Source organism: Arcticibacterium sp., assembly GCF_055134445.1.
In genome coordinates, this window is the sequence record NZ_JBSRVI010000040.1 from 48,686 (window position 1) to 55,370 (window position 6,685).

Annotated in this window: 6 protein-coding genes; 2 read left to right on the forward strand and 4 right to left on the reverse strand. The window is 36.6% G+C overall.

Annotated features, from left to right (window positions below; all coding sequences use genetic code 11):
- Positions 1–729, reverse strand: coding sequence for a DUF6503 family protein (locus ACTBZY_RS06260; RefSeq protein WP_463045491.1), 729 nt, complete (start codon positions 727–729; stop codon positions 1–3).
- Between the two features lie 66 nt (positions 730–795).
- Positions 796–1,788 carry a c-type cytochrome gene (locus ACTBZY_RS06265; protein ID WP_463045492.1) on the reverse strand — a complete coding sequence of 331 codons (993 nt, stop codon included), beginning with the start codon at positions 1,786–1,788 and terminating at the stop codon, positions 796–798.
- Between the two features lie 113 nt (positions 1,789–1,901).
- On the opposite strand from ACTBZY_RS06265, the gene pnuC reads away from it, so the two are divergent.
- Positions 1,902–2,570: a nicotinamide riboside transporter PnuC gene (gene pnuC, locus ACTBZY_RS06270; protein WP_463045493.1), complete on the forward strand. Its 669-nt coding sequence runs from the start codon at positions 1,902–1,904 to the stop codon at positions 2,568–2,570.
- Here pnuC and ACTBZY_RS06275 read toward each other — a convergent pair.
- Positions 2,567–3,307 carry a glycosyltransferase family 2 protein gene (locus ACTBZY_RS06275; protein WP_463045494.1) on the reverse strand — a complete coding sequence of 247 codons (741 nt, stop codon included), beginning with the start codon at positions 3,305–3,307 and terminating at the stop codon, positions 2,567–2,569. The genes pnuC and ACTBZY_RS06275 overlap by 4 nt on opposite strands.
- Positions 3,308–3,426: 119 nt before the next feature.
- Between ACTBZY_RS06275 and ACTBZY_RS06280 the strand changes: the two genes are divergently transcribed.
- Positions 3,427–4,503, forward strand: coding sequence for a TerC/Alx family metal homeostasis membrane protein (locus tag ACTBZY_RS06280; protein WP_463045495.1), 1,077 nt, complete (start codon positions 3,427–3,429; stop codon positions 4,501–4,503).
- On the opposite strand, the gene ACTBZY_RS06285 is transcribed toward ACTBZY_RS06280, so the two are convergent.
- Positions 4,445–6,685: DEAD/DEAH box helicase (locus ACTBZY_RS06285; RefSeq protein WP_463045496.1), on the reverse strand; the 2,241-nt coding region annotated here is incomplete at its 5' end. The two genes, ACTBZY_RS06280 and ACTBZY_RS06285, sit on opposite strands and share 59 nt — an antisense overlap.

Sequence of the window (6,685 nt, forward strand, 5' to 3'; positions counted from 1 at the left end):
TTAGGGTATTAAAGTTATGCTTTCATTTTCAATTTTAGAAAGGAAAGGTAGACTACCATTTTCAAAATCAATCGGAAGTTGGTCTAAACTTATGTTTAAGTCTTCGTAACCGTAGTTCTTGTAGTCTTGGAAATACAAGTTTCCCACTTTCCTACGGTTTATGGCTTCTCTAAACCTGACACCTCCTCCATCGGTTTCGTATGAATAAGCGAGGTAATCTACAAGATTATTATCTGTATTAATCCAATATAAAAACAGATCTTGATGGTCTTCTCCACCATGGTCTTCATTAAACCATACTTTAATTTGAGCGTAGTTTTGATCTTTGATTTTGAAAAGACCTTGGTATTCCATATTAACCGCTTCGTCATTTAATCCGTATGGAAGAAAGAAGAAGTAGGCCACAGAGTTCACAGAACGCTCATATTTACCTGCTATAGAATCCGGAAGGCTAATTTCAGTATTGTTTACCAGCCTTTTAAAGCCATCGTTGCTGAGAATGTCTCTGATTTCGTTGTTTAGTGAATCCTTTTGTATTCGCTGATAGGTGAAAAGGCCAGTATTATTTTCTAAATCATAATGCATTCCTCTGAAGTCAAAGCTAACATGCACATTTTTATAAGCCTGACCACCATGAGCATTGATAGCTTTTGAAATCGTTTGTTTGGCTTGGTCTGCACATGAAGAAAGAATGCCTGTAAGTACTATAAGTATATATTTCAGTTTCATTTTTATTAATTAAAAATCCCGTTTGCTAAAAATAACAAACGGGATTTTTGCAAAGATGGTTCTCGCTTATTTTAAAGCTATTTCCTCCGGCTTGAATTTAATGACCTGATTGTTAATCGGCTTTAATGAATGTAAATAGGTATAAATAGCACCAAGGTCTTCTTTTGTCATACCAGAATACATTATCCAAGGCATTACGGTCTGGAGGTCTCCTTTTTTAATATCATGAGGTACGTAAGAACTATCCGCGTAGGCCTTGAATTTTTGAATAAAGGCTTCTTCTCCTATGTTTAAACCTGTGGTAGCGTGGGGTGTAAGATTGGCAGAGTAAACAGTTCCAATATTCGGTAACTGGAAAGGCATACCTCCTCCAAACTCGGTTCCTGGGATGTTATTCCCTTTGTCATCTTTCTGGCTATGGCATTCCACGCAGGCAGCGGCATTCGTTAAATATGCCCCATATGAAATTCTATTAGTCTTAGGAGGAATCGTTTGAGGGTCTGCTGGTTTTGGGAAAGTGTTTTTTATGAGGCTAACTGGAAACACTGCACTGGATATCTTGTTTTCTACATTAACAGGTTTCAAACTTCTTAAATATGCAATGATGGAATAAATATCTTCAGAAGCCATTTTGCTGTACGCTGGCCAAGGCATCACCGGGAATATTACGTCGTTTGACTTTGTTACTCCCGAAGTTATAGCCCGATATATTTCCCCATCTGTCCAATCTCCAATGCCATGTGGACTGATATTTCGAGAAATAAAAGTGCCAGGGAACCCCATTTTTTCATCAAAGACTTCACCGCCTCCAGCAAAAGTTCCAGGGGTGATGGGGCCTGAAAACTTGGAGAAATCTCTCTCTGAATGACAATCCATGCAAAGATTAACATGGTTGGCTAGATATCTTCCACGTTCTACCCGCTCTGGGGTAATCTCAACGCTTAACTTATCGGGGACATCTATGTTTGGCAATCCAAATTTTAAATATGAAATGCCGGCTGCTGCAATAACAATGATTGTAATAACAATCCACTTTAAAGTTTTGAGTAAGGTTTTCATGAGTTTTAGAGTTAATTTCTCAATGAAAATACAAAAAGGGCATCATTTATTTTAAATTATTTTATTTAGCGGGAAATTCTAAGATTTATTAAAATGAAATGCATCTTTGAGCCATGGGAGATTTTTTTAATGTTGACAATACGCTTTTTACGGTTTTAGGTTACAACATGAGCCTTATTGAGCTTATCGCTACCATTTCGGGCGGAATAGCTGTTTGGCTTTCTGCCAGAGAGAATGTTTGGAGCTGGATAATTGGTCTAATAAACGTGGTATTGGCTTTTTTTATGTTCTTCCAAATTCAGCTATATCCAGATATGTTTTTGCAGGTGTTTTTCTTTGTGACCAACATAATAGGATTCTGGCAATGGAAGTTTCCTAAGGCTAGTGAGGCCAATGCCATTAATCAGTTAAAAATTACGAAACTAAGTGTCAGAAATTTCTCTATTCTTAGTGGTTTGGGCGTTTTTGGTACATTGCTGATGGGGACTTTCTCTCGTAACCTTCATGAAATAGCACCTCAAATTTTCAGTATCCCTAGTGCTTTTCCGTATATGGACTCTTTTACAACGGTCATGAGCATTGTAGCTACTTTTATGCTGATTAAAAAGAAAGTAGAAGCTTGGTGGATTTGGCTAGTGGTTGACGTAATAGCTACTTATATGTATTACATCAAAGACGTTAAGTTATATTCTTTGTTATACTTTGTGTTTGTTATTATCGCAGCTTTTGGAGCAATGGAGTGGACCAAAAGGTATTTAAAACAAGAAGCTGCAGTTGCCTAGTTTACTATATGCCATTTAAGTAAGCCCAGTTTGGCTAAAAAGTAACGAACAGAAACGCCTAAAACGCCTAAGCCGTACTTGGAGCTTCTTGCAAAGTTTATAGATGAAGCTTCGTCGAAGTATTTGGTAGGGCAGGTGACCTCTGCAATCTCGTGGCCTTTCCAGAAAATCTGAGCAATGATTTCATTGTCGAAAATGAAGTCGTCATCACACTTTTCAAAATCAATGCTTCTTAAAACCTTGGCAGAATATGCTCTGTATCCTGTATGATATTCAGAGAGTTTCTGCCCTAAGAACAAGTTCTGCGTAAAAGTAAGGAATCTATTAGCGATATATTTGTATACGGGCATTCCCCCGTTTAACGCTCCTTTTCCTAAGATTCTTGAACCAAAAACAACGGGATATAAATCTTCGCCAATGATAGACGTCATGGCCTTGATTAGTTTTGGAGTGTATTGATAATCAGGGTGTACCATGATGATGATTTCACCGCCAAGTTCTAAAGCTTTTTTATAGCAAGTCTTCTGATTGCCGCCGTATCCTTTGTTTTTTTCGTGGCTTATAACGTGCGTTATACCCAGTTTTTTGGCAACAGCCACGGTTTCGTCTGGACTGGCATCATCTACCAAAATAACTTCATCCACCACGTCCATAGGTATTTCATTAAAAGTTTTTTCTATGGTTTGTGCAGCTTTATAGGCAGGCATGACCACTATTACTTTTTTATCATTATACATTTTGGAAGGTCTCTTTGAGTTATAGTGACAAACCCATATTTCATGCCAAAGTAGTATATTTTTGAAGATAAAGATGCATTTTTGCAGCCGTAATCCGGGTAAAAATTTAATTTTTAAGAATGGAGTTATCTAACGAAATATTGTTTTTTGGTGGTTTTGCTGTTTTTGTGATTTTTGTGATGCTTTTAGATTTAGGAGCTTTTTCTAAAGGAGAATCCCACACAGTTAAGTTTAAAGAAGCGGCTAGCTGGAGTGCGGTTTGGGTAGCTTTGGCAGTTGGATTTTATTTTTTCTTACGTCACTACGGATATCTTATTCATGATATTAGTACACCCGAAAACTTGGAAGGTGTAGTGGGTCATTTTTATCAAAACTTGGATCTATCCTCCTTCTCTTATGAGGTAGCTACCCAGAAGTTCCAGAACAATATGGCCTTAGAATATATTACTGGCTATTTGGTAGAGTATTCACTTTCAGTGGATAATATTTTTGTTTTTATTTTAATTTTCAATTCCTTCGGTGTTCGCCCTAAGTATTATAAGAAAGTGTTGGTATGGGGTATTTTAGGCTCCATTGTATTGAGGTTTGTCTTTATATTCTTGGGAGCGGCTCTTATTCAGCAGTTTGAATGGATACTTTATATATTTGGTGCGTTTTTGGTTTATACTGGTATAAACATACTCTTCACAAAAGACGAAGAAGAAGAAATTGATACTAAAAAACATCCTGCGGTAAGATTGACTTCTAAGTATTTTAATGTTTACGAGAAGTTTGTTTCTGATAGATTCTTCATAAAAAATAAGTATAAAGGGAATAGAATTTTTCTTACACCACTTTTTGTAGTGATAATCGTTATTGCTTTCACGGATGTTATCTTCGCAGTGGACTCTATACCAGCTATTTTTTCAATCACTAAAGACCCTTACATCGTATTCTTTTCTAACGTTTTTGCCATTATGGGGCTTAGGTCCATGTTCTTTTTCTTAGTTAACATTATCGATATGTTCTCCTATTTGAAATATGGCTTAGGGGTTTTATTAACCTTTATAGGCGTGAAGATGTTGATTCATCATTGGCTTACAGATTGGGGTTTTAGTAACCAACATTCTTTACTGGTAATTGTAGGTATTTTAGTTGTCAGTATTGTGGCTTCTCTACTTTTTCCTCCAAAAGATGAAGCTGAGGTAAAGGTCTAACCCACCAGTTTCGGCTCCATATTTTTTGGAAAAACCATCCTTTGTGCTTCAGCATAATGGGTAAGTAGGCAAAAGATTCTTTGATAGATTCGGCAGCATAAAATTGCTCGTCGTCTGTCAGAATGAGTTTTTCATATTTGCCGTCTTGAATCATGGTTAGATCGGCAAATGGAAGTTCAGTCGCAAAATCCTTATTGGAATTTATGATTTCATTTTTAAGCATTCTTGTCCAAGAAACATTTGAAGAGCTTGGAAGGCTAGCCTTAAAAGAGCCATTAGCTACTAGCTGTGCATATTCCAGATAGGCTTTTAACAGTTTGGGGCCTTCATGAGCACTATTTTCTACTTTTAGTTCTGCAGGATTAATACTGCATACTATTTTGATCTTCTCACGGGCTCTGGTAATGGCCACATTCAACCTGTTTTCTCCACCTTGCTGGTTTAAACTTCCAAAGTTCATTAATAACTTACCGTCTAGATTTGGGGCATAGCCAATGGAGAATATGACAATGTCAAATTCGTCTCCTTGTATGTTTTCAATGTTTTTGACCGTAAGATTTTTCACTTTTTGTGTTAAATCCTGAATTAGATCCGCTTGAAGAAAGTTGAAGGTGACCACGCCAATGGTCTTCTTTTGGCTGTATTCTCTTATACCTTCTACCAATTCCAATACTTTATTGGCTTCTATTAGATTCTGATTATTTTGCCAAACGCCTGATACTTTTATAAAGTCAATAGCTGCATGACCATCATTTAATTCTAAGAAATTGGGAAGTAATTTGAGTTTACTGTCATAGAAATGTTTGTTAGAAAAGTCAATTAAATCTAAGGACTTACTTCTGTAGTGTCCTCTAAGGATAGTTTGCGGAAGGAAATGAGCTGAAAAGTCCAATAAAGATTCTACTTCCATGAGAGCGTCATCTTCCGTTTCTTCATCCATTTTTATTCTATAGAGGTCGTTAGGTTGCAGCTGCTTGCTGTCACCTGCTACCACCACTTGTTTCCCCCTGAGCATTCCCGGAATCCCCTTTTCAGCAAAACATTGAGAAGCTTCATCGAAAATGATTAAGTCAAACTGCTCTTTCGAAAATAAGGGAAATATAGCGGACACCGTTTCAGGAGAAGCCATCCAGCATGGCACCAAATCAAAAAGCTCGGTTTTGAAATTAGAGAGTAACTTTCTCACGGGCCATATTTGACGTTTTTTGGTGGTTTGGTGATAAAGTTCTCTGTAGGTAGTGTAGTTGCCTAGTCTATTTTTTTCAATGTTTTTATACGTGTTTTCTCTAAGTTTAATGAGAAGGTACTCGTTGCTATATTTTTGCTTTTTTAGAATTAGGCTTTGCAGCTCTTCCTCCCATAATTCCATTTGCAATGAGCTGACACTACGAAGAATGGGTGATTTTTGCTCCAAATCTTCAATGAAATGTATATAGAGACATTGTCTGAAATGAAAGCTATAATCTTCTCTAAAATGATCTTTGCAGAGTAAATAGCACTTTTTCTCTATAGCAGATAATTCTGCAAAAACCTTGTCTCTTCCACAAATGTTGTCAAAATGTGTATCTAGATAAGTTTCATTTTTCTTATGATTAGCAGGTATAATGTCTTCTATCTGTTCTAAGGAAAGATATTTCTGCCAAATAGACTTATTGGTTTCAATACCCTTAATTAGATTTCTCCAATTGGACATTTCAGATTCTAGACTTTTTTTATCCGTGAGCTTGATATCTCTCTTGGCTTTGGATTTTAATTGTTCTAGGAAAGTATGACAGCTCTGCTGAAATGCTAGTTCCTGCTTTAATTCTACCGCATCAAAACATTCTCTTTCAAGGTTTATTTCTTTCCCAATTTCATTGATGCGAATAAGTTCATCTAGGTTTTGAAGGAGGACTCCGAAATTTCTTGGATTGGGCTCAAAATTAAATTCTTCTAAATAACCAAAAGCCACTTGTTTGTTTTTGGAGAATGTATTCCACAGAAAGCGAGAAAGAACATTTGAACTAGCCAATTTTACCTCACTAATAAACGCTCTTAATTCCGTAATCTTTTGGGACGAATGGTATGACTCGGGCAAAGCAATGGTATTAAGTGCTTCAACCTCCGTTATTAAGCTGCTAAGCTTTTTCTTAAGGTTTCCATTTTGCGTGGCAGCGAGTAAAATTTTAAAAGATTTTTCAGA